This window comes from Fundicoccus sp. Sow4_D5 (assembly GCF_052116365.1).
Classification (GTDB): domain Bacteria; phylum Bacillota; class Bacilli; order Lactobacillales; family Aerococcaceae; genus Fundicoccus.
This window is the reverse complement of sequence record NZ_JBQKLF010000001.1, coordinates 98,534-122,452: the sequence shown is the minus strand read 5'-3', so window position 1 is coordinate 122,452 and position 23,919 is coordinate 98,534. Positions and strand designations below refer to the sequence as shown.

Annotated in this window: 21 protein-coding genes; 5 read left to right on the top strand and 16 right to left on the bottom strand. The window is 37.9% G+C overall.

What is annotated here, in order from left to right; all coding sequences use genetic code 11:
- Positions 1–9: 9 nt before the first annotated feature.
- Genes ACTQ45_RS00520 through gnd form a run of 6 tightly spaced genes read right to left on the bottom strand, consistent with a single transcriptional unit; the run spans position 10 to position 5,293 of the window.
- Positions 10–516 carry a PTS system mannose/fructose/N-acetylgalactosamine-transporter subunit IIB gene (locus ACTQ45_RS00520; RefSeq protein WP_441750034.1) on the bottom strand — a complete coding sequence of 169 codons (507 nt, stop codon included), beginning with the start codon at positions 514–516 and terminating at the stop codon, positions 10–12.
- Between the two features lie 32 nt (positions 517–548).
- Complete coding sequence (locus ACTQ45_RS00515; RefSeq protein ID WP_441750033.1) at positions 549–1,406, bottom strand: PTS system mannose/fructose/sorbose family transporter subunit IID; 858 nt, start codon at positions 1,404–1,406, stop codon at positions 549–551.
- Between the two features lie 28 nt (positions 1,407–1,434).
- Positions 1,435–2,256 (bottom strand): PTS mannose/fructose/sorbose/N-acetylgalactosamine transporter subunit IIC, encoded by an 822-nt coding sequence (locus ACTQ45_RS00510; RefSeq protein ID WP_441750032.1) that lies wholly within the window; start codon positions 2,254–2,256, stop codon positions 1,435–1,437.
- Positions 2,257–3,369, bottom strand: coding sequence for an iron-containing alcohol dehydrogenase family protein (locus tag ACTQ45_RS00505; RefSeq protein ID WP_441762641.1), 1,113 nt, complete (start codon positions 3,367–3,369; stop codon positions 2,257–2,259).
- 12 nt (positions 3,370–3,381) lie between these two features.
- Positions 3,382–4,386, bottom strand: coding sequence for a D-isomer specific 2-hydroxyacid dehydrogenase family protein (locus tag ACTQ45_RS00500; protein ID WP_441762640.1), 1,005 nt, complete (start codon positions 4,384–4,386; stop codon positions 3,382–3,384).
- Between the two features lie 4 nt (positions 4,387–4,390).
- A complete protein-coding gene (gene gnd, locus ACTQ45_RS00495) occupies positions 4,391–5,293 on the bottom strand; it encodes a phosphogluconate dehydrogenase (NAD(+)-dependent, decarboxylating) (protein WP_441762639.1) in 903 nt (300 codons plus the stop codon).
- Between the two features lie 142 nt (positions 5,294–5,435).
- Here gnd and ACTQ45_RS00490 point away from each other — a divergent pair, with 142 nt between their 5' ends.
- Complete coding sequence (locus ACTQ45_RS00490) at positions 5,436–6,314, top strand: MurR/RpiR family transcriptional regulator (RefSeq protein WP_441762638.1); 879 nt, start codon at positions 5,436–5,438, stop codon at positions 6,312–6,314.
- 166 nt (positions 6,315–6,480) lie between these two features.
- On the opposite strand, the gene ACTQ45_RS00485 is transcribed toward ACTQ45_RS00490, so the two are convergent.
- The 3 genes from ACTQ45_RS00485 to ACTQ45_RS00475 form a co-directional block, all read right to left on the bottom strand.
- Positions 6,481–6,894, bottom strand: a complete 414-nt coding sequence (locus ACTQ45_RS00485; protein ID WP_441762637.1) for an SRPBCC family protein — start codon at positions 6,892–6,894, stop codon at positions 6,481–6,483.
- On the bottom strand, positions 6,894–7,220 hold the full coding sequence (locus ACTQ45_RS00480) for an ArsR/SmtB family transcription factor (RefSeq protein WP_441763010.1): 327 nt from the start codon (positions 7,218–7,220) through the stop codon (positions 6,894–6,896). Before ACTQ45_RS00480 ends, ACTQ45_RS00485 begins: the two co-directional genes overlap by 1 nt.
- A 100-nt stretch (positions 7,221–7,320) precedes the next feature.
- Positions 7,321–7,815 carry a redoxin domain-containing protein gene (locus tag ACTQ45_RS00475; RefSeq protein WP_441762636.1) on the bottom strand — a complete coding sequence of 165 codons (495 nt, stop codon included), beginning with the start codon at positions 7,813–7,815 and terminating at the stop codon, positions 7,321–7,323.
- Between the two features lie 136 nt (positions 7,816–7,951).
- Between ACTQ45_RS00475 and ACTQ45_RS00470 the strand changes: the two genes are divergently transcribed.
- The gene (locus ACTQ45_RS00470; protein ID WP_441762635.1) at positions 7,952–8,878 is read left to right on the top strand and encodes a polysaccharide deacetylase family protein; all 927 of its coding nucleotides are present in this window, start codon (positions 7,952–7,954) and stop codon (positions 8,876–8,878) included.
- A 111-nt stretch (positions 8,879–8,989) separates the two neighbouring features.
- On the opposite strand, the gene ACTQ45_RS00465 is transcribed toward ACTQ45_RS00470, so the two are convergent.
- Positions 8,990–10,057, bottom strand: coding sequence for an iron-containing alcohol dehydrogenase family protein (locus ACTQ45_RS00465; RefSeq protein ID WP_441762634.1), 1,068 nt, complete (start codon positions 10,055–10,057; stop codon positions 8,990–8,992).
- 19 nt (positions 10,058–10,076) lie between these two features.
- The gene (locus ACTQ45_RS00460; protein ID WP_441762633.1) at positions 10,077–11,072 is read right to left on the bottom strand and encodes a bile acid:sodium symporter family protein; all 996 of its coding nucleotides are present in this window, start codon (positions 11,070–11,072) and stop codon (positions 10,077–10,079) included.
- Positions 11,073–11,467: 395 nt separating this feature from the next.
- On the opposite strand from ACTQ45_RS00460, the gene ACTQ45_RS00455 reads away from it, so the two are divergent.
- Positions 11,468–13,513 (top strand): DUF438 domain-containing protein, encoded by a 2,046-nt coding sequence (locus ACTQ45_RS00455; protein WP_441762632.1) that lies wholly within the window; start codon positions 11,468–11,470, stop codon positions 13,511–13,513.
- 136 nt (positions 13,514–13,649) lie between these two features.
- A complete protein-coding gene (gene thiD / locus ACTQ45_RS00450) occupies positions 13,650–14,465 on the top strand; it encodes a bifunctional hydroxymethylpyrimidine kinase/phosphomethylpyrimidine kinase (protein WP_441750017.1) in 816 nt (271 codons plus the stop codon).
- 246 nt (positions 14,466–14,711) lie between these two features.
- Here thiD and glmS read toward each other — a convergent pair whose 3' ends face one another.
- The 3 genes from glmS to ntdP form a co-directional block, all read right to left on the bottom strand.
- Positions 14,712–16,520 (bottom strand): glutamine--fructose-6-phosphate transaminase (isomerizing), encoded by a 1,809-nt coding sequence (gene glmS / locus ACTQ45_RS00445; RefSeq protein ID WP_441762631.1) that lies wholly within the window; start codon positions 16,518–16,520, stop codon positions 14,712–14,714.
- Positions 16,521–16,842: 322 nt separating this feature from the next.
- Positions 16,843–18,798 (bottom strand): type I pullulanase, encoded by a 1,956-nt coding sequence (gene pulA / locus ACTQ45_RS00440; protein WP_441762630.1) that lies wholly within the window; start codon positions 18,796–18,798, stop codon positions 16,843–16,845.
- 303 nt (positions 18,799–19,101) lie between these two features.
- Positions 19,102–19,656 carry a nucleoside tri-diphosphate phosphatase gene (ntdP, locus tag ACTQ45_RS00435; protein WP_441750013.1) on the bottom strand — a complete coding sequence of 185 codons (555 nt, stop codon included), beginning with the start codon at positions 19,654–19,656 and terminating at the stop codon, positions 19,102–19,104.
- 201 nt (positions 19,657–19,857) lie between these two features.
- On the opposite strand from ntdP, the gene ACTQ45_RS00430 reads away from it, so the two are divergent.
- Entirely contained in the window at positions 19,858–20,301 is a 444-nt protein-coding gene (locus tag ACTQ45_RS00430) for a DUF1307 domain-containing protein (protein WP_441750012.1), read from the top strand.
- Between the two features lie 79 nt (positions 20,302–20,380).
- Here ACTQ45_RS00430 and ACTQ45_RS00425 read toward each other — a convergent pair whose 3' ends face one another.
- A complete protein-coding gene (locus ACTQ45_RS00425) occupies positions 20,381–22,132 on the bottom strand; it encodes an ABC transporter ATP-binding protein (RefSeq protein WP_441762629.1) in 1,752 nt (583 codons plus the stop codon).
- A 1-nt stretch (position 22,133) separates the two neighbouring features.
- On the bottom strand, positions 22,134–23,891 hold the full coding sequence (locus ACTQ45_RS00420) for an ABC transporter ATP-binding protein (protein ID WP_441750010.1): 1,758 nt from the start codon (positions 23,889–23,891) through the stop codon (positions 22,134–22,136).
- Between the last annotated feature and the right edge of the window lie 28 nt (positions 23,892–23,919).

Below are 23,919 nucleotides of genomic sequence, written 5' to 3'. Positions count from 1 at the left end.
TCACTTTAATTATAAGCCAAATTTAGCTAATACGTCTTTAAGACTAGTACTTGGAGCAGAGGGTGTTGCTTGGAAGTAAATATTCTCCACGCCGTATTGCTCGTTCATTTCTTTCAATTTAAGTGCGTCTTCTTTATTTAAGTAAACAGATTTAGTTACTAAGACATCTTTCTCTTGATCTTTCTGAGCAATTCCACCAATGTTTAATTCTTTAATTGGTACACCATGTTTAACTAGTTCATAAAAATGATTGACTGTTTTAGCAATCACGATTGCGCTATAATCTTTGAATTCAAACTCATCCCAATAGTATTTACATTTATCTAGTGTCATTACGATTGTTTTTTGTCCAGTTCGACTTCCTGCACTCTTGTATAGATCTTTCATAAATTTATCTTTTGCTACTACATCATCTACCACGAAAATTGAATCGACTCCATTACGTTTCGATAATGTCATCATTACTTGTCCATGAATTAACCTCTCATCAACACGTGCTAAGTTTACTACTCCCATTTTAACTCACCTTTCTTATTAGAAAATTACTATTATAAGATACCTACTCCAGCTAGAACAGCTAAAATCACTGTTAAACCAACTAAAGCACGAGTAACTTTAAGCCCTTTCTTAGTGTAATAGTAATATACCCCTAGTACAACCGCTAATGGTAAAAGTCCTGGCATTATAGTATCTAATGTGTCTTGTAATACGAATGGTCGACCTGAAATATCAAATGCTAAACTTGAAGAAACTTTTACATAGTTTCCAGCAAGTACACCCATCATGAACATACCAAGAATGGATAATAATTCGATGATGTTTTTAACGCCTGAACTTTGCATTAAACCAGTTGCGTTACGTCCCATAGTGAAACCTTGACGTGCAAAGAATAAACCAATTAATACTTGATACAATGCGAAACCGATGAATGGGAATAAAGCACCCATTGGGTTACCTTGTTGTGCCCAAGGCACTGCAATCGCAATAAAGATGTACTGTACTGTACCTGAGTCAATTGAGTCACCAATACCAGCTAAAGCCCCCATTAAACCAGCTTTAGTGTTATACATTAGGTCATCAGACATGGTAATTTCTTCATCATTATACTCTTGACGAGCACGTTCTTGTTCCATTGAAGACATTAAACCTGTAATAACCCCTCCACCCCATGTTAATTGAGTGTTGAAGAATAATAATTGTCTTTCATAAGCTGCACGTAGACGATCATCGTCTTTGTACAATTTACGTAAGATTGGCATTAAGGCCCATAATAATGATGGTGCCAAGTAACGTTCAAAAGAGTGAGGAATCTCGTTTGCAAAGTGCCATCTTAAATAAGCACTTGAAACGTCTTTAACTGTAATCTCTTCCGGAGCTAATTTTGGATCTAAATTATTTTCTGTCATTTTATATATCTCCTTTCGTTTCGTCTAATTAGAAGTCATCATCGTCATCATCATAATCAACACTTCCGGTTGTTGCAGCAGAAGTATTGTTTGAGTGAGATGTTGCAAGTACAAACATTGCAGCAATAAGTGTTCCTAAGATAGCATAAGTAACCATTGTTACGCCTAAGCTTGCAAAGATAACACTCAAGAAATAAGCTAATAAGAAGAAAATCAAGTATTCTTTACGTCCAATTACGTAAATAGTTGTTGCAATACCAATTGCAGCTAAACCGCCACCAACTACTTCTAGAATATGAATGACAACAGTACCTTCAAGTGTTGCAATGACGTCAGCAATCACTGGAGCTCCCCAGTATAATGCTACGAATACTAATGGGACGAATAATAGGAATGAAGCTAATGTTGGGTACCAGATAACTGAACGTGTAATTCCAGCGTGATCTAAGTTTTCAACAGCAGTATCTGTCCGTTTACCGATAAATGTGTTTAAGAAGAAACGGAATTGGTATAAATATGATCCCAATAAACCAACTGGTACGGCAACTGCAATTGCTGCTTCAGGAGCTAAGTTACCTAATAGAGCAACGGATACTGCAATCGCTGCAGCAATCGATGGTTCTGAAGGCATTGTCCCACCTGGTGAGAATACCCCCATATAAATCAGTTGAATCGATGCTGTAACGATCATTGCTTGTGCGACGTCACCCATCACGATTCCGACAACTAAACCTGTCATCAAGGGTGAAAAACGTAAAGTAAGAGTTGCTCCCCCTAAAAATGAACGCGACATTACGGCTGCTACCCAAAGGGCGATGATTAAACTTTGTAATACTGTTAATGTAGCCAATTAAATTACCTCCTTATTATCTAAATAACTTTCTAAATCAATCAGTGCTTTTGTCAAAATGTCCTCATTTATTTCCATTGGAAGTAAATGAACCTTTTGTTTGCTATGGACTAGCCCAATGATATCTGAAAGCGTAGCTTCTGACATTGGGTAGACCCCCATCTGTGTGAGTGACATAGGTAAATTTAATTGTTGGTAAAAAGGAATCAAATCATCAATGACTGACCATTTTCCTTCTAGTGCCAACTGATAAAAAATACCATAAGCAACTTTCTCTCCATGTAAAAACTTGTGTACTTCAGGTAAGTACGCTGAGATTGCATCATGAAGTGCATGAGCTGCTGTGTTACGTGCGAATTTGTCCCCTAAACCACCAACCAAACCAGCAACAGCGACAATGATCTCAGACACATGAATAAATTCTGGTGTCACTTGACCATTTTTCATATCCTCGATAGCTTTGGTCGACTCTTCTAGAATAACTTCCTTACACATTCTAGCAGCATGTCGAGCCATCATTGGAAATGATTCTTTGCTAAACTCTTCTTGCTCTAGAATCATATCTGATTCATACCACTTAGCCATAGTATCAGCGACACCCGCAATGAAATATTCAATGGGAGCATCGATTAAAAGCCTTGGTTCCATTAGTAAAAATGCGGCTTGTCGTTTAACATGTTCAGATTTGCCTTCGGCCATACCATTATCCTTATACATCACAGATAATGGCGTCCAAGCTGCACAATTACTTGCTAGCGTTGGAATCACTCCAAATTGTACGTTTGCTAAATGCGCTGCATATAATACTAAATCTGCTAATTTCCCACCACCAACACCGATAACAAAATCAATATCTTTTTCTGCTACCAATGTGGCAATTCTATTTCCTTCATTATAACTACATTCGCCATTATATTGCTCATAGTGAACAACAGCTTCATGATTGAGTAATGAAGGTAAATAGGCTTGTGCTTTCTGCCAGGATATAGTTCCATGAACTACCATGACACGCTGTGCTTGAAATTCATTCAATAACTCAGGAATTAAATCAAGCGCGCCTTCACTATATCGATAAAACTGAGGCCCTACCTTGACGTTTATTGCTTCTATCATCAAAACATCTCCTTAATTGACGTAGTGACTCACTGCTTGAACAACTGTATGTGGTAATTTCCCTAAGACAATAGCTTCACAGTCGGACACGCATTTATCTCCCATTCCCTCTAAACATTCCATCGTATATGCTGATGTATGCGGGGTCATTAAAACATTCTCAAAAGCTAAATACGGATGGTTCGCACGACCAGGCTCTTCTTCAAGCACATCTGTTGCAAAGCCAGCCACTTTACCGTTTTCAAGCGCTGCAATTAAAGCTTCTTCTTTAATTAATGCTCCACGTGCGGTATTAGATAAGTAAACATTATCCTTCATCTTAGAAAATTCTTCTTCAGATAACATATGGTAGTTACCTTCATTTAAACTGGCACATAAAGCAATGACATCTGAATTAACTAACACTTCATCAAGTTCATCAACTTTTCTAGCACCAAATTGTTCAATTTCCAAAGCTGTTTTATATGGATCATAAGCAAGAACCTCGCAACGGAAACCATAACGTAAAATCTCAACGACACGACTTCCAATGTTACCAACACCGATAACGCCTACCGTCTTACCACTCAAGCCGTGACCCACAAATTGCGCTCTTTCTTCCCACTTATCGTCAAGTACTCGACGAGCAGCAGGTGCCGTTTGGCGCATTACGCTCAATAAGTTAGTGACATTATTCTCAGCTACAGCATCTCTTTCAACTAATGGCGCAACAATCGAAACGACTGTATTATGTGCCTTAGCTGCTTCTAAATCAATATTATTGTAGCCAATCCCATGACGAGAAATTAATTTTAACTCATCTTTATGGTCAAAGAATTCTTGAGTAAAGAATGGTGTGACACTTGAAATAATAATATTATAACCTTGTAACGTTTCTGCCAAAGTCTTACCGTCGATTTCACTGTCTACTGAAAAGCTTTTAACTTCTCCAAGTTTGTTTAATCTTTCTAAATGATCTGGGAATATTTTCCCAAAACTACTAGAATTGACGATTGCAATTTTATTTTCGTTAGTCATAATCTTAGTCTTCCTTTCCAACTACAGCATGCCCGCCAAATTGGTTTCTCATTGTTGCAACAACTTTTGCAGAGAAGCTATCATCAATCTTCGATGCACTTCTTGCATAGAGTGATTCAGTAATGACTGGAGCTGGGATATTTAACTCTAATGCTTCGAGTACTGTCCATTTTCCTTCTCCACTTGCGTCTACGACACCTCTGATATCATCTAATTGAGGATCTTCAGCGAAGCTCTTTTCAACTAATTCCATCAACCAAGAACGAATGACTGACCCATTATTCCAAACTCTAGCTACCTGTTCAAAATCGAAGTCATATTGACTAGCATGTAAGATATCAAAGCCCTCACCCATTGCTTGCATCATACCGTATTCGATACCATTGTGAATCATTTTTAGATAATGACCACTGCCTGCTTTTCCAGTATACAAATAACCGTTTTCAATTGCTAGATTATCAAAAATAAACTCAACTTGCTTGAAAACCTCTTCATCTCCACCAATCATTAAACATGCCCCTTCACGAGCACCTTCCATACCTCCAGATGTACCGCAATCTAAGAAGCCAATGCCTTTGGCTTTTGCCAAGTTGTAATTGCTTAAACTATGTTTATAGTTTGAGTTTCCGGCATCGATGATAATGTCACCTTCAGTTAATGACTCAACTAAAGTTGCCACCAAGTCATTCGTGATATCACCTGAAGGAACACTTAGTAATACTACCTTTTGTTCATCCAAATTATTTAATAATTCCTCTAGTGACTGTGCGACTGGAACATGTTGCTCACTTGCTGCCTGACGCGCTCCTTCAAATACATCATAGCCCATGACGTCTTCTTTATGATCAAGTAAGTTTAATGCGATGTTCAGACCCATCTTACCAAGTCCTACCACTCCAATTTTCAATTACACGACCTCCTTTTTTTATTTCTATTTCATTGTAACAAATATTTTTTATTTGTAAAGGGTTGCAAAAGTAAATTTTATTTTTTATTATAGAGATGTAGAACATCTGTAAAATATCATTTAAATATAAAGGAGGGATATTATGACTTATAATTATTTAGAAACATTGATTCACCCATACAAAAAATCACTCAATAAAACAGAATCAATCATTGCCAAGCATATGATTGATCTAGGTAACGAAGTGGTAAATAAAACTTTGGCTAATTTATCAGAAGAAACTGGGCTGTCAGAAGCTACAATTTTCAAGTTTGTTAAAAAGATAGGATTCTCAGGTTTTCAAAACTTTAAGATTTCTGTCGCTTCAAATTTTAGAACATTCGAGGAAAGAAGCAATGAAATGATTGTCTTCTCAGATATTAGTGAATCCGATTCACCTTTTGTGATCGCTCAAAAACTTGTGAATACAAATATCGAATTACTTGAAAATTTAATTGCAACTCTTGATGAAGAATTATTAGAATCCGCCATTGAACTAATTAACTCATCTGAAACGATTAATTTCTTTGGGCAAGGCGCCTCTTCTATAGTAGCTTATGATAGTTACCATAAATTCCTAAGGACTAAATTCCATTGTCAATATGCCCAAGACTATCATATTCAGTTAACCTACGCGACGAAATTAGGACCTGATGATTGTGCTATCTTGTTCTCGCATTCAGGCAATACTAAAGAAACAATTGAAGTTGGAAGAATTCTTCTAGAAAATGGCGTTAAAATTATTGTCTTAACTGGTGACCCGAGTTCTGATCTAGTCAAACTCTCTTCTGCTGCCTTTGTCGTCTTATCGAAGGAATCAGCCTTTAGATCTGAAACCTTGACTTCAAGACTCGTTTACTTAACGATTATCGATATCATCTATACAGCAATTATGTACGATGATGAGAAACAAAACCGTAAGGCACTACTGGACATCAGACATGCTCTGTCAGTTACACGTTATCGCGATGACTTACCTTAAGTTGGCAAATTGCCCATTTAATAAAAGAGGTCTGAAATTACTATATTTCTATAAATAACTTAACAATACTCGTCATATCAAACACTACTATATAACTAGTGACTAATCCAAATAAAAGCCATTATATCCGGGATATAATGGCTTTTATTGCTTGGAAATTCTAAATTTAAACTTTTGCTAGAACTTTTCTCAATGTGTGTGCAAAGGCTGACCAACTTGACACTGCACCTTGGATTGCACCAGGATACTGTTTTAATTCATCACTGAAGCCATCCATCTCAAAATGCAAGGCCGTTTTTTCTTTAGATTCAGTCGTGAGTGTCCATGTAATGGTTGTTGTTTCTCCCGCACTATTCCATTTATATGACAATTTATTCGGTTCTACGACCTCTAAAACTTCTCCTCTAATAATTCCATCCCAATACTCATTGGCCTCACCTTTAAATTCAAATGCATAACCAACTTCTGCTTTAAAATTATTAGGCATAATCCATTTTTCTAAAATAGCGGGGGTTGTCAAAGCTGCCCATACCTCTTCTATTGAATGATCATACGAAAAATCTAAAACTACATCAGACATCATTTTTCCTCCTCTTTCTTTTTCAATACATCTGCTAAAGTGGTTAATCGTTCAGTCCATAAATCTTCGTACAGACCTAACCACTGCTTAACTTCTCTTAACGGCATCGCATTTAAACGATAGCGAGTTTCTCTACCTACTTTTCGACTATCAACTAATTCAGCCGCCTTAAGAATTGCTAAGTGTTTTGAGACTGCTGTCCGACTAATATCAAAATGCACCATCAACTCATGAAGTGCAAGCTCTTTGTTTTTCATAAGAAGTTGTAATATTTCACGTCGGCTTTGATCTGCGATTGCCATAAATACATCTTGCTTGGCTAACATTTTTTTCACCACATTTCGCCAATCAACGCGACACCTTTAGGTGTCATGTCGTGAATTAAAAATACCTCAACAAAAACAATTTGTCAAGGCATCTGTTTGTTTAATTTACAGCTAATTTATCTGCTACAGCCAAAAGACTTTGATAGTCAGGTTCATCTCTCATATCGGCAACAATTTCGATATATTGGATAACTTTATGTTGATCAATTACCATAACAGTTCTAGCTAACTTGTCATATTCAGCCATCAGTAAGCCTGCCGCTTGACTAAAATGACGATTTTCATCCGATAAGTAAATCATATCTACATTAGACGCTTGACACCAATGTTTGATATCATCAGGTGAATTCGTACTAATTGTAAGGATAGGATAATTTTTTTCCTTCGCCAAGCTGGCAAATCGATTGGTTTGAATATCACAAGTCTTAGTCTGAATATCGGGTACAATACTTAGCACCGTTAAGCCTTCAATGTAATCAAATAAGTGAACAACTTGGTGTTGTCTGTCGAGTAATTCAACATCTATTAGACTGTCTCCGACTTTTAGTGGTTCCCCTACTATATTAATAATTTGTTTATCTCTTTTGATTTGCATTTTATGCCTCGCCTCCTATGAATAGTTTACTCTACTATTATGGAAATTACGAGTCGAGCGCACGGATTGTCTTGACAAATCTCATTTATCGTTATATAAATATGATTGAAAGATAAATATAATCTCGAGGTGAATTATGATTAAATTAACCACGGTGTTGCTATTTGCCTTTTTTCTAACAGCTTGTAGTTCAACATCTGCAGAAATATCCAATGAAGAAGTGACTGAAGAACTTATGTCAACAGCTGAATCTAATATTGTTGTAAAAGTCGTCAACCATCCTGAAAACCTAATAACTCAAACGGTTGACAACCAGGAGTCTGACGGGAGTTTACGTCAAGCTTGGTCCCAATACGATCAGTATGCCCAACCAGATGAAGATGGCTTTGCCTACTATATTCATGATGATCCTGACATTTCTTCTGCTATCTATCCAATTAATGATAAGCAAAGTGAAAATGTTCTACTCTTTACTTTTGACGACGCGCCAAATTTACCAGACTCAAATGCTCTAGACATCGCTCATACATTAAAAGCTCATGATGTGAACGCTGTTTTTTTAGTAAATGGAATGTATTTGGAGGGTGAGGAAGGAAAACAAATTGCTCGCCAAATTCATGAAATGGGCTTTGAACTTGGCAATCATTCTTATTACCATCCGAATATGCGTGATTTAAGCTACGAGGAACAATACCAAGAATTAAAGAATACCAATGATTTAATCAGCGAAGTGACCGACGGAGCTCCTGTTCGTTGGTTTAGACCTCCCTTTGGTCTGTTCGATTTAGATACAATAAATATCTGTAATGAGCTTGGAATGCAATTAATTACTTGGAATTTTGGCTATGATTGGATGGAAGAATATCAAGATGGACAGTTGCTATCAGATGTTTCTTTAAATAATGAGTACCTAAGAAGTGGTGCAAATATTCTCATGCATGATTTACCTTGGACTTCTCAAGCTCTAGCCAGTATGATTGAAGGCTATCGTGCCCAAGGATACCATATAGTTGACCCATATTTAATTAAGCATCAAAGAAATAGCACGGATCCTTTACAGTAATTACTTAAATTAATATTCATCACACCACTTTTCAGCAAGCAAACTATCTTTAGATATAATAAAAACACGTACTGTCAAAAAATGACAGTACGTGTTTTTCTAATTGCTTTATTAGACATTCTCTAAATACTTCATTGCCGCAACAACTTGTTCTGTTGTTACTCCTGGTAATGCTAAGTTAAATGATTCTTGATCAGAAGCTGCAAATTCTGCCACTTGCTGGATTTTTGAGTCCAAGGCTTGCGTCACATTGAAATCCGATAATTTATGAGGAAAGCCATTCTCTTGATAGAATGGTAGTAAAGTCGCGACATCATCCATCTTATTTGTCGCAACCAATTGAACTAACACTCCATAGGCAACTTTGACTCCATGCTCAAACGCACGGGTTTCTTCCACAAGTGACATGCCATTGTGAACCGCGTGAGCACCCGCCATTCGCCCATATTCACCTGCAAATCCTCCTACTGTTCCAGCTACTGCAACAATTACCTCGGCAACTCGTTTGAAGGCTGGAGTAACCTCTTTTCTTTCCTGACTTTCAATAGCTACCTTGGTATCTTTGAGCAGCACTTCTTGAGTCACTTTGGCCGTTTGTAAGCCTACTTCAGCCATGACTGGCAAATCATTTTCTACATGTTCTGTAATGCCTCTGGCTTCATACCATTTAGCTAGCGTATCGCCTATGCCACCCATTAAATATTGTTTAGGTGCTTCGACTAATAAATCAAGATCCATCAAGCATAAATGGACAGGTCTTTCATAGTATTGGACGGATTTAAAGGTTTTATCGGGATGGTAAACAGCAGATAATGGTGTGTACCCAGCACAAGTTCCTAAGACTGTCGGAACCGTGACAACTTCTACTCCCAATACTTCCGCTGTACCTTTAGCTGTATCTAAAGCCGCTCCCCCGCCAATACCTAATATACAATCTGTTTCAGCTGGCATTTGTGCAGCAAGCCTAGCCATATCCTCATTAGATGCGGTCCCATCATAGCGAAAGACTGGCAAAGTCAAATTACCTGGATAATATTTCAAAAATGCCTCGTATGATTTTACGCCTGTCACTATAACAGGGGCTTTAAATAAGCTTAATTTCTCATCCAATAAAGCTAAAGCACCTCTATCACAAATAAATTGACCTGATCCTGGACGTACTACTTGACTTAATCTCATTCTTTTTTACCTCTTTCTATTAATAATTAGCTGCTTGAACTGACGTTGTTTTCTCAAGTGAGTGTTTCTTTTCTAGGGCTTGTGCTTGACGCTTATCATTTTTTGCACAGAAACTGGCATAGATACTCCCAAATAAGGTATGCACCATAGTACCCGTTGCACCAGCTAAAGCTGCTAACGGTGTAAAATGAGCCAGCCCTAAACTAGCTGCAAGTCCAGTGTTTTGTGTCCCGACCTCGATTGCAATAGCACGTGTTGATTCTTTTGAGAAACCTAACAGATGACTGACTAGGTAACCTGAGCCATAACCAGAAATATTATGTAGGAAAACAACTAAGAAGATTACCCAACCAGTTGTAATTAAGTTATCACGGTTAACTGCAACTGTACCCGCTAAGACCAGTAATACTGCAATTGATGAAAATGTTGGTAAGTAACTTTCCATTTTTTCTGTATAAGTTCCAAAGAATCGATTAGCAACTAAGCCAAGCAAAATAGGTACAAGAACCACTTGTAGTATTGATAAAAACATTGACCAAAATTCAATTTCAATAAAAGCCCCACCAAATACAGATAAAACGACTGGCGTTAATAATGGAGACAATAGCGTTGAAACTGATGTTGCAGTAATTGATAATGCTACGTCTCCTTTGGCTAAATAGGTAAGCACATTTGAGGAGGTCCCCCCTGGTACTGAACCTAAAAGAATCAGTCCTAAAGCAACTTCTGCCGGTAATTGAAATAATTTCGCTAATAAATAAGCTGATAAAGGCATAAATATATACTGAGTAGCTACCACTGCTAAAACACGAACTGGTTGTTTGAACACTTCTGAAAAGTCTGACGTCTTCATGGTTGCTCCCATTGTAAACATGATAAACTGAAGCATTAAAGTTACCCATACGGCTAACCAGGCAAAGGCTGATGGAAATAATAATGCTGCGGCTGCTGTAAAGACAACAATCCATGATAGATGTTCCTTAAATACATAATTCACTAGATTGACTAATTTCATTTTACTTCACTCTCCTAATTTTTTTATTAAAAACTAACAAAAAAGGCCTTCCCACTACTAAATGGGAAGACCTCAGATGGTACATCCCATTCATCAATCACGAATAGGACTACCTGATATAGAATTTCTCTACACCCTGGAAGTCCTGGTCTTAATAATAATAATGATTGCTGAGTTGGAAGTGTACATAAACCTCGCCTCTTTCTAATTGCTTTCTAATTATTTTATAATTTAACATGTGTTTTCTTTCATTGCAAGTATTAGTATCATATTTTGTAAAATATATCGATTCTTTTGATAAGTGGTTTATTTTTTCACAAGCATTATCTATCGAATCATGGTAAAATTTAGGCACGTAAGGCTTTATTAATGACTAAGTGCTGGGAGATGAAATGATGTCAACTAACCAACAACCGCAAGAAAGAATTGATATTCTTGAAGGGATTTTACTGCGTCTACATAATGGAACGCCACCTGAAGAAGTTCAGGAAGTATTTAATGAACACTTTACAGGTGTCAGTGCGATTGAAATTTCGATGATGGAACATCAATTAATGAATGGTGATAGTGAAATTACCTTCGAAGATGTACTGAAATTATGTAATGTTCATGCGAATTTATTTAAACATGCTGTTATGGATGGAGACACGCCGGATGCTGATCAAGCTGGGCACCCTGTTCAAGTCTTTAAAGATGAGAACCATGCTTTTCGTGCCGCTTTAATGCGCATTAATAATTTATTAAACGTTTTAGGTGATTTAGCGAGCGAGGAATTAGAAGCTGGGATGTTGCGTGGTTTACGTCGTCAGTTTGATTTACTAGGTCAATTTGACGTTCATTATGAGCGTAAGGAAAAATTGTTTTTCCCATTGATGGAACATTACGGTCATGATGCCCCGCCGAAAGTGATGTGGGCCAAGGATGACGAAATCAGAGAACAATTTAAGGCCGCCTATCAGAAAATGGAGCAGTTTCCAGAGATTGACATGATTGAGGTAAAAAACGCTTTTGCAGAGTTTGAATATGAGTTCAATGAAATGATTTTCAAGGAAGAAGCTATTTTAATTAATATTCTCCTTGAGGCTTTGACTGTAGATGATTGGTATCAAATCGCTCAGGAAAGTGACGCTTATGGTTACGCGATCATTCGTCCGTCAGAGGAATGGGTACCCAAGCATTTGTATGCTAGTGACGATGAGGCAAGTGATGTTAGCAACCTAGTTGGTGACAAGGCGGCTTCGAAAGCTACGACTGTATCTTCTCAAAGCCAGCAAGTCGTTTCTTTACCAGTGACTACGAGTGAAGCCAAGAGGCTTGAAACAAAACGACTTGCAATTGATGGTGGCTATTTAACGGTAACCTTTGAACCTGATTCTCGTCCTCAATTGACTAATCCAAACCTTTTAAACCGTTCGACTGAACTGAAGGTCGGCGATGGTTACTTAAACCGTGATCAAATAAATCTTGTCTTGGATTATTTACCCATTGAGTTAACGGTAGTTAATGCAAATGATTTAGTGATTTTCAGCAACTTTAATGACGCATGGCCGAAGCGTCACTTTTATAGTCGGGATTACAATACACTTGGTCGTTCAGTTGAAACAATTTATCAACGTTCACTAAAAGATCAGATGTTGCAGTGGGTTGAACAATTTAAATCAGCTAAAACAGCTGCTGACAAGCAAACTGTCAGGTATCAAGGCCCACACGGCATGGTTAAGTTAGATATTATTCCTCTTTTCGATATTAAAGGAAATTACGAAGGTTATATCGAATTGGCAATGCGCTTAGATTATTTTGACCGAGTGAATACGCGCGTGAAACGTGAATTGACACCGGTAGAAGCTTATCATTCACATGATGTCTTTGTCTCGGACTTTCAAGCCTTCGAAAATAACCAGACGAAAGCAAGTGCCCCTCCCCTCCCACAATCAGAGGCCGTCAATTTGGACTCACGTAAGTTGAAATTTGCTGAGGGCGATTTAACCTTAACTTGGGAAAACAAAAACATGCCTCCGGATCTTAATGCGGCCATTGATCAAGAGTGCCCGATTCATTTACGCAATGGTGCTTTAACTTTGCAGCAATTAACACGTTTAATGAATGCTGTCCCGTTTGAAATTACTTTTGTTGATGATCAAGATATTTTTCAATACTTCAATAATATCGTGCCTTATAAAGACATGATCTTTGTTAGAACGCCAGCTCAAGTGAAACGTGATTTGGAATTATGCCACCCACCTTATTTGTGGCCAACGATTAAGGAGTTAATTCAATCTTTCCGGGAGCGTCAGCGCCACTTCGAAGAATTGTGGTATCCAACAGCCAATAATGAATACATCTATATCTTGTATCAAGCGACCTACGATTTGGCTGGAAACTTTACCGGAATCGTGGAAACCGTTCTCGACATTCAACCTTTTTTATCTAAAAACAAATAAAAACGATCCGAACATGTTGCCGCTAGAATAAAGATGGCAGCATGTTTTTTTATCAAACTAACGGATTTGAATGCTTTCACTCATTTCATTTTCGTGCTAGTATAGATGAGTAAATTTGATATAAGGAGTACGAATGATGACTGATATAAAACGCACATTAACGATTGCCGGTAATGATTCTTCAGGAGGCGCTGGGTTAGCGGCTGATTTAAAAACTTTTACAGAATACGGATGTTTTGGACAAGTAGCGGTGACTACGCTTGTTTCAATGGATCCAGAAAACGGCTGGACTCATCATGTATTTCCGATTGAGTTATCAGTCGTTCAACAACAACTCACGACTGTTTTAGCCAGCGATAAACCACTCGCGGCTGTAAAAACTGGCATGATTGGGACGGTTAATTTAGTTAAACTCGTCTCGCGAACAATTCGTGACCATCAGTTGGACAATGTCGTTATTGATCCAGTATTGGTTTGTAAAGGCGAGGACGAAGTCTTGAATCCTGAAACGGCTGATGCTTTACGCGAGGACTTAGTCCCCTTAGCGGATGTGGTGACGCCCAATTTATTTGAAGCAGCTGTACTTGCTCAAATGCCTCCACTTAAAACGATTGAGGACATTAAAGCAGCAGCTGTAATCATCCATCAGTCAGGGGCTAAGCATGTGGTAATAAAGGGGGGGAAATCACTCGATGAAAACCAAGCGATTGATGTTTATTACGATGGAAAAGAATTCGAACTACTTACCTCTGGTATAATACACCACGGATATACTCATGGTGCAGGCTGTACCTTTGCCGCTGCTATTACCGCTGGCTTGGCCAATGGCTTAACAGTCAAGGAGGCTATATATAAAGCTAAAGACTTTGTAACGGCTGCGATTGAGTCTGGCTTTGCTTATAATCAATACGTAGGTTCTATCTACCATAGTGCTGATCGAGTAAATTCATAAGCAATCTTTAACCATTACTGACTGAAGTCCCTTGTAATCTGGCTAGATAGTCTAAGGTTAATGTGGAAAGGCTTGGCTTTCGATCGCAGCCATCCTAACTGAACTGAACTGAGCTGAAAGCTAGTCTAAATCACACACCATTTGCACGTCTTACTCTCACCTGTGATTAACAATCATAAAAGAACCGACCACTTGCATTGAGCAAATGGTCGGTTCTTTATGATTTCTAGAAAATGAGTCTAGCTATTATTCAACAGTGACACTTTTAGCTAAGTTTCTTGGTTTATCGACGTCTAAACCGCGACCAAGAGCTGTGTAATAAGCCAATAACTGTGTAACAACAACCATCACAAGAGGTGCCAGTGCTGTCGTAACAGTAGGTATTACGAATTGATCATCAACTCGTGCTACCTCTTGCATACTAATGACAATCGCATTCGCCCCGCGTGCTCTAACTTCCTCCACATTTCCTCGAGTGTGAGCTCCAACAATTTCTTCTGTAATCAATGCAATGACAGGTGTTCCCTCTTCAATCAAGGCGATTGTGCCGTGTTTTAATTCGCCAGCTGCGAAAGATTCTGTTTGAATATAAGATATTTCTTTTAACTTTAATGCTGCTTCCATCGAAACATAATAGTCTAACGTTCGTCCGATATAAAAAGCATTACGAGTTTCCATTAGGCTATCTTCAACCCAAGTTTGGATTGCTGCTTTCTCAGCTAAGATCGATTCCATAACAGAAGCTACTAAACTCAATTCTCTTTCCATATTAAAGCTTGCTTCGATTCCTTTACTTGCTCGAATGGCGTCAGCTAATAATGCCATAACAGTAATCTGGGCAGTATAAGCTTTAGTGGAAGCCACCGCAATCTCAGGTCCTGCATGTAACAACAATGTATAACTTGCTTCACGTGATAAGGTGGATCCTTTAACATTAGTAATCGTTAGAGAAGGTAAACCTAGCTCATTCACTTTCACTAAGGCTTGGCGACTATCTGCAGTTTCTCCACTTTGAGTTAAGAATATAAACAATGGCTGCTGACTTAACAATGGTAACTCATAAGCAAATTCGCTTGCTAAATGAACTTCGGTAGGAATATGGGCGATTTTTTCTAATAGCGAACGTCCAATCCAACCAGCATTATAACTCGTACCACAAGCAATGATATAAATACGGTCTGCCGCTGAGACAGCTTTCAATAAATCTGCTTCAAAAACTGCTTGTCCTTGTTCATCTTGATAAGATTGAATCAGGCGACGCAATACTGTTGGTTGCTCATCAATTTCTTTTAACATATAAAAAGGATAAGTACCTTTTTCTAAGTCACTTGCATCCAATTCTGCTATATAGCTCTCACGTTGCACCACTTCTCCGGTAAATTTCTCAATCGTTACTGCATCTTTTGTTAAAGTTATCAGCTCTTTATCCTTAATTTCCAAATATTCATTAGTTACATCAATCGTCGCCATTGCATCCGATACAATCACATTAAAATCTTGCCCTAAACCGATTAATAAAGGACTTTTATTTTTAGCCGCATATAAAACTTCAGGGCTTTCTTTGTCGATTAAACCTAATGCATAACTTCCTTCAATCACTTCTAGTGTACGTTTAAATGCATCTTTAGTTGATAAGCTTTCATTATTGGCGAACCATTCAATTAAAGCCACAACGATTTCTGTATCTGTTTCTGAGTTTAATTGGATATTCTTTAAGTACTCTGTTTTAAGTGCTTGATAGTTTTCAATGACTCCATTATGAACCAATGAATATCTTTGATTCATTGATTGATGAGGATGAGCATTCGCTTTTGTCGCCATCCCATGAGTTGCCCAACGCGTATGACCAATTCCTACTACTGCTGGTAAGTCAAAGTCAACGGTTTCCTTTAAATTAGCAATTCGACCGACTTCTTTAAATAAATGTCCTGTCTGCCCACCCTCTGCTAAATAAATCCCTGCCGAGTCATAACCTCGGTATTCTAATTTCTCTAAACCATTCATCAATACATCTTGAACATTTCCATGCCCAATAAACCCAACAATTCCACACATGTCAGTCTTCCTCTTTTCGCTATTATATTTTAGCTTCTAGGTGCTGAATTTGTCTTTGTTGCACACTTTCATGCGATTTTTAAACAAATTCTTTAGACTGCACAACCTTGGGTCATCCGCCGAACTCTTCGATAAACCCAATCCTCGTCACCTTAATTAATTAAGGCCTGGCGCTATCCTTCTTCAAACATCTTGCCTCCGTTTTAATATATTTTCTAAAAGCTATTTAAAAATACACTAATTTTTTCTCGATGTCAAAACTATTTTTATAAAAATAAAAACCCCCTTAGCGTAAAAGCTTAGGAGGCGGTATTGAGACATATTATTTGTTCGTTAATTTTTTCAATACTAAGGCAGTATACCGTTCAACAGGATAAGATTCAATTTCACCAGTCATCACATCATCTGAAAGATTCACTTGCCCATTTGCCAATTTAACGATGTAATTCCCTTTAGGTAAACGATAATTCAAAACGTTGTTCTGTGCGCTAAACACCACATATAACTTATACTCAGGACAACGATATTCAAAGGATAGTATCTGATAGTCTTGCCTGATGACACTCATACTTTCACGAATTGCTTCATAAGTAGGTAGTCTAAATAAAGGTTCACTTTTACGTAAATTAATTAACCCTTTAATTAACTCTACTGAATGAGCGAACTTATCACGGCGTAACCAATCAATTTGATTGATATTATCTGGTTTATTATAACTGTCGCGAACGCCTTGTTTACTACGTAGAAATTCTTGTCCAGAATGAATAAATGGCACTCCTTGTGATAATAAGATAATACTTGATGCCAACTCGTGACGACGAACAATCGTTTCTTCATCCAAATAAGGGTCCGCTTTAATTAAGCGATCGTATAGTGTGTAATTATCATGTGCTTCAACATATTGAATTAATTGTAAAGGGTCATTATAAGTACCAAAATCTACCCCGCCCATAAAGTTACGAGCTAATTTACTTTCCATGTGCCAAGCACCATTGATAAACCCTCTAGCACTAGCATCAAAGTCGTTGCCTTTCAATGCCTCTCTTAGCCCATCGTTAAATTGACCAATTCTTGGCATGAAAGCGGCATTATTGTGGTTAGCTACTTCATGATGGCTTAGCGGAGTATATAAATCCCAGCCTTCACCAAATAGTAAAATAGATGGATCTATTTCATCTAACATCGCACGAATACTGTTCATTGTCGTAATATCATGGATACCCATCAAATCAAATCGATAGCCATCGATATGGTATTCTTCCGTCCAATATTTCACACTATCAATAATATATTTACGCATCATAAATCGTTCAGATGCTGTGTCGTTTCCTACTCCTGTTCCAGAGGTAAATTCTCCTTTTTCATTGTAACGGAAGAAATAACCTGGTACAGTTTTATGAAAACTATGCGATTCTACTTCGTAGACATGATTAAAGACAACGTCCATTATGACGCGGATACCCGCATCATGTAATGACTGAATCATTTTTTTCAATTCAATAATACGACAGAATGGATCATAAGGATCCGTCGCATAAGAACCTTCCGGTGCATTGAAGTTCAACGGGTCATAGCCCCAATTGTACTGTTTAGGTTTCTCATTTGTCTCATCAACCGTCTGGAAGTCAAAAATTGGTAGCAACTCCACATGAGTGACACCCAGTTCTTTTAAGTAGTCAATGCCTGTACTCGATCCGTTTGGATTAATCCTTCCTGGTTCGGCTACGCCTAAGAACTTTCCTTTATGTTGGATTCCACTATTGCTAGCAACCGTAAAGTCTCGAATATGCATCTCATAAATGACGGCTTCACTTGCAGATGGAAAGGCGGGCATTCTTTCACCCCAACCTTCTGGATTCGTTTGGCTTAAATCAACAACTACTGAGCGTTGACCATTGACTGTTACGGCTTTTGAGTATGGATCGACTGATTCAGTCACAGTCATATCAAGGAAAGTTAAACGGTAACGATAAGTTAAACCGTGTTGATCGCCTTCAAGGACTTTGTAAAAGTACTTGAAATCTTCACTGCGATTCATTTTAATACTCTTAATAGGTCTGCCATAATAACCATCAAATATGATAACTTCGACTTGTGAGGCAAAAGGCGCCCATAAACGAAACTCAGTCCGCTGTGCGGTATATAAAGCACCCAATGGCCCTCCATAATTTCGCATAGCCATAATCAAAGAATCGTGTCCATATTGCTTTAATAATTCTTTTATCTCTGTTTGTTTGTTGTTTACTTCGCGAGTCATTTCTTTGTTTATCCGCTTCATTTTTATCACTTCCTAATACGTTGATTCACTATTCAAATCTAATATACAAAAAAAAGCGAGCATTACCGTAAAAATCATTTTAAACGCATGCTAATCTTAATCAGCTTAGTTTCAAAACAATAATCTGGTAATGCTCACTACTTCCACTAGCTCGTCACAGTAAATGGACGATAGGTTAAATGAGGGTCCCATTTCTCTCCCTTATCCAACCTTAATCTCCTTACCGCGAACTCACTAGTATTTATACTTGTTACTCGATAACCTGAATACCTTTACTAGATATTACAAACAGCGAATTCACTACTATTTAGTTATTGGTTGATTTTTACTGTGAGTAAGTTGACAATATCTTTCATACCAAATATCGATAAATTCCGGAGAAAAAGGACCTTTCTTCTCTTCAATCCAATGAACAAGTTCTTGGATATTATATTTAAGAATGCGGTCAATTTCTGGAGGATACTGGTATCTCCGACCATGAATTTCATATTCATCTAAGTCAAGCAAACGTTTTTCACCATCAGGAAAGACCTTAATATCTAAGTCATAATCGATATATTTTAGCGCCTCATTATCAATTAGATAGGGAGAAGCCAAGTTACAATAATAAGTCACACCTCGTTTACGGATCATGGCCACAATATTGAACCAATAATGCTTATGATAATACAAAAGCGCCGCTTCGCGTGTAACCCATCGACGTCCATCAGACTCAGTTACTAAAGTATGGTCATTACAGCCAATAATGGATTGATCACTGGTTTTTAAAACCATTGTATCACGCCATGTTCGATGTAAAGAACCGTCATGTTTATAACTTTTAATAGTGATGAATTCACCTTCTTTAGGTTGTTTCATCACCCGACCCTCTTTCTGTTTGTGTGTTTACGATATAGTCAATTTAATGACCGATAACTCATACTTTGTCATTATATCATAGATTTTCTGAGATGTGTCGATTTTGCAAGTCTTTTAACATCAGATATTGCACTTGAAGTCACTAAGTATTCATAGGATAATAAAAAAATAAGTTTAATAAAATATGATCGGAGGTATTACATGAAAAAAATCATTTATCTCTTCCTTGCACTAATCACACTCACAGCACTTTATACACTTTGGAATGCTCGTCAATTAAAGGAAAGTCATTACATTTTAGAACAAGATACACTTACGGTGGAATTAGCCATTGAGCATCAAGCCAATAAACTGATTCACTATACAGCCATTACGAACATTCAATTTGAAGATGAGCAATATGACGAAATGGTTCACTTTGCCCAAACGGCTGAAGCCCAGTTTGAAGGTTTTTCAGGGGTCACGATGGAAACTGAAATCTTAGACAATTCGGTCGTAACCACTCAGCAACTAGTGTTTGAAGAAATGAATGCCCATGAATTAGCAGATGAACCAAATTTGGCTAACTTCACGAATGGTGTCATAAGTTTTGGCCAATTAGAACAAGCTTTGTTCCAGCAAGGGTTTAAAACGGTTGAACCTTAACTAACCATAATAAAAGCTCGCGTACCTCATCTTTTTGAGAGTACACGAGCTTTTGTGTAGTTATCGTTTGTTCATAAGGTTACTCAGCTGACTGTCTTGTTTGTTGCATGGTGTAATAGAAACCTTTCATCTGCATCAGTTCATGGTGGTTACCTTGCTCAATAATTTGACCGGCATCCATCACTAAAATTAAGTCTGATGTCTGAATCGTTGATAGACGATGCGCAATGACAAAGCTCGTACGCCCTTCCATCAAACGATTAAAGGCTTCTTGAATTAAAATCTCAGTTCTTGTATCAATCGATGAAGTGGCTTCATCTAAAATCAACATATGGGGAATCCTAACAAAAATTCTTGCGATAGCTAGTAATTGCCTTTGACCTTGAGCTAAGGAGTCTCCACCATCCGTTACTGTAGTGTCATATCCTTGTGGTAGTTGACGGATAAAGTAATCCGCGTGTGCGGCTTTAGCAGCTTCTATGACTAATTCACGCGTTGCATTTGGATAACCATAAGCAATATTCGTATGAATCGTGCCTGTTTTCAACCAGGTTTCTTGTAAAACCATACCAAACTGTCCACGAACTGATTCACGCGTAAAGTCCGTAATCGGCTGATCATCAATTAAGATTTGCCCTTGCGTTAAATCGTAAAAACGCATCAGTAAATTAATTAAAGTCGATTTACCTGCTCCAGTTGGCCCCACAATCGCTACTCTCATACCTGGTTTAACTGAAAGCGTTAAGTCTTCAATTAATGGACGATCGGCGACATAGCGGAAAGAGGCGCGATTGAAATTAATTTTCCCTTCAATTGCCTCCTCATTAACTATTGCCTTGCCAGTCTCAGCTTCATCTGGTTGATCGATAATATCAAACAAGCGATCCGCACAAGCCAATGCACTTTGTAATTCAGATAGTACACTTGAAATATCGTTGAATGGCTTCGTGTATTGATTCGCATAATTCAAGAAGGTCGTGAGTTCCCCTACGCTAAAGTTTCCATTTAAAATTCTAACGGCTCCTACAAAAGTAATCACAGCATAAATCATCGCGTTCACAAAACGAGTCGTGGGTGGACTGATCGAAGAATAAAAAATAGCCTTTTGCGAGTTTTCCATATAAGTATCATTCGCCACTTTAAATGTATCAATCATCCTATCTTGCGTATTAAATAAACGAATTAACTCACCTTGTTGAACACTTTCTTCAACTACTTGACTTTGAACTCCGCGAGTCACTGTCTGTTGTTGGAAGTATTTATAACTTCGATTCGCAATAAATCGAGCAAATAACAAAGATAGTGGCGTTAAACAAACCACTAGCCCCATCATTAATAAATCCAACTGCCCCATCGTTATAATGGTTACTAAAATAGTCAGTACTCCGACTAAAAACTGACTGAAAATCATATTAATTCCATCACTCAGTTGCTCAGCATCTGTTGAAATACGACTCACCAAGTCCCCCGTCGACTTAGTATCGATATAATTTAATGGTACCTTGTGTATCTTATTAATGACTGCTTGTCTTAAGTCTCTTACCGTTTCGTAAGTTACTTTATTATATAACAATGGATTCAGCCATTGAATAAAGGCATTCAATGCAATGATAATCGCCATTCGCCATAAGATAGGTTCTAACTGAAAAAAATCAACTTGACCTTCAGCTAGTACCTGGTTAATAGCATTCCCAATCAAAACCGGCAAGTAAACCGTCAATGCTACTTGAATAATTGCTCCAATAATTGCAATGACTAACAGATGTTTTTTAGTGATTAATTGTTTGACAAGCCTTAAGAGCGTCTCACTTTTTTTCGTTACTTGTGACATCTTAGTTCACCTCCAATACTTGTTGAGATTCATGAATCTCGCGATAAACTGGATTGCTTTCTAATAAATCGCCATGACTGGCTGCACCGATTTGACGTCCTTGATCAAGCACAATAATTCGGTCTGCTTCTTTAATACTGTGCGTTCTTTCAGACACCATGATTATCGTCATTTCTTGATATTTTTCACGCAACACTTTCTGAAAGTTTGCTTCTGTCACATAATCTAAGGCTGAAGTTGCTGCATCCAGCACTAAAATTTTGGCAGGTTTAATTAACGCACGTGCAATCGTTAGACGTTGGCGTTGACCTCCTGAGAAGTTGCGACCAAACGCTTCCACTACTGCATCCAATCCACCTTGTTTTGCCTTGACAAAGTCACTAGCTTGAGCATCGTCTAAAGCCTGCCATAATTCGTCATCGCTCGCTGTTGGGTGAGCTTGAAGTAAGTTTGAACGAATGGTCCCTTGAAACAAAGTAGCTGATTGTGGCACCACACTAATTTGCTTACGAATGGACTGTCGACTGGTCGTAGCAAATTGATCAGGATTAAAACTCACTTGTCCTTTAGTTGGGTCGTACGTTTTAGTCAATAAACTTAGTAAAGTAGACTTACCCGAACCAGTACTGCCTGTTATACCGATAAATTCACCTTGAGAGAAGCTCACATTGACTCCTTGTAAAGAGGCTTCAGCTGCATCGGGATACTTAAATGAAACATCATTAAAGACGACTGAGCTCTCCTTTGTGGCTTTAACATCTGGATTGTTTTTAATGTCTGAAGCTGTAAGAATCGGATTGTCAAAGCTTGGCGATTCTACCGAACGCTCTAAAACATCAACCACTCGATTGGCACTCGTCAAACCGCGGTTAATCTGTAAGACAAACATCGCTATTTTGACCAATTCAATTAAAATCGCCAATAAATAGTTTACGAGAGCGACTAGTTGTCCTTGTTGCAAGGTTCCTTCATTAACAAAGTGACCCCCTTGCCAAATGACTAATATCAACACACTATTAACAACGACATAAGTTAAGGGGTTCGTAAAGTTTGATAGCTTCCCAACTCTAATTTGATCGCTAGTTAACACATCGTTTTGGGTTTGAAATTGAGCTTGTTCTCTTTCTTCTTGTCTAAAAGCACGTATCACGCGGATACCTTGAATTTGTTCACGCGTTAAAGTCACCAAACGGTCCAATTCTCGACGGATTTTCGAATGAATTGGCGTTGTAATATAAATAGAACCACCAACAACGATTGTCAATAACAAAATCATTGCCACAAAATAACCTGTCATTCTTAAATCGATTTGCATGGCCATAATTAAAGAACCTAATACGATAAAAGGCGACCTTAAGAATAAACGGAAGAAAATATTAATGGCCGATTGAATTTGAAATAAATCACTGGTCATGCGCGTTACCAAACTAGCTGGTGTCAAATCATCGCGTTCAGCTTTGGGTAAATGCATAATATGCTTGAATAGGTCGTTGCCTATATTGCGTGTGATTCCAATCGCAGCTCGTGCGGAATGATACTGAGCCGTAATGGAGAACACAAAGCCAGTAAGGCCAACACCAAACATAATCGCAATATAACGTAAAATTTGGCTCACTTCTCCTGAAGGAATTGCCTCATCTATGATGATAGCCACAAACATCGGGACTGTTAGTTCAAGTAATGCTTCGATTAGCTTGAAGAAGGGACCAAAGAAACTCGATAATCGATAATCTTTGAAATACTTTAGTAGTCTTTTCATAACTCAACCTCTTATATTTTTTTGATAA